Origin of the sequence: Paraburkholderia sp. J69-1 (assembly GCF_905220255.1) — a bacterium.
Classification (GTDB): Bacteria; Pseudomonadota; Gammaproteobacteria; order Burkholderiales; family Burkholderiaceae; genus Paraburkholderia.
In genome coordinates this window covers 1-529 of record NZ_CAJMZG010000091.1, presented here as the reverse complement: position 1 = coordinate 529, position 529 = coordinate 1, and the positions used below count along the sequence as shown (strand labels likewise).

The 529-nt window shown below is 55.4% G+C and carries 1 protein-coding gene; it reads right to left on the bottom strand.

The annotated features are described in order from the left end of the window. Positions 1–495, bottom strand: a 495-nt coding sequence (locus U5A67_RS40510; RefSeq protein ID WP_321818842.1) for a filamentous hemagglutinin N-terminal domain-containing protein, incomplete at its 3' end; no start/stop codon positions are given. Between the last annotated feature and the right edge of the window lie 34 nt (positions 496–529).

The following is a 529-nucleotide window of genomic DNA, read 5'->3' as shown; positions in this document are numbered from 1 at the left end:
GAACTGCGGAACACCGGTTGTCAGAACCAGGTTTTCGGCATTGGTTAAAGACAGTCCATTTACAGAAATTCCATTCGGATTACTTATGATAACCGTTGCAGGCGAACCGAACACTTCGAGGGGCCCAGCAAGTGTCGAAATGGCGCCGGTGGAAGTGACCTGATTCAGAATGGTCGTCGCCACACGACCCGCGAGATTTGGGTTGGCAGCAACAGTGCCACCTAACAAAGGCGTTCCCGATATCAGGCTGTTATTGAGCACCAGTCCGGACGAGCCGATGTCAAAGCTCGAAAAACTGTTGCTGCTTATGCCATCCGCATTCGGAGCCGCAATATTGATAACAGGCACGCCAGTGCTGGTCTGCGTCAAGCCGGGCTGGAATGTCACCGCGGCACGCGGGTCGACAATGAGCGCCGCGTGGGCGGTCTCACTGGCAATAAACAGTGCAGGCGCGAAATACATGACCACGATCATCAAAATCGCCGTGACCTGCATCCACAGCGGCCTGCGCCTCTGCTCAAACCCACCC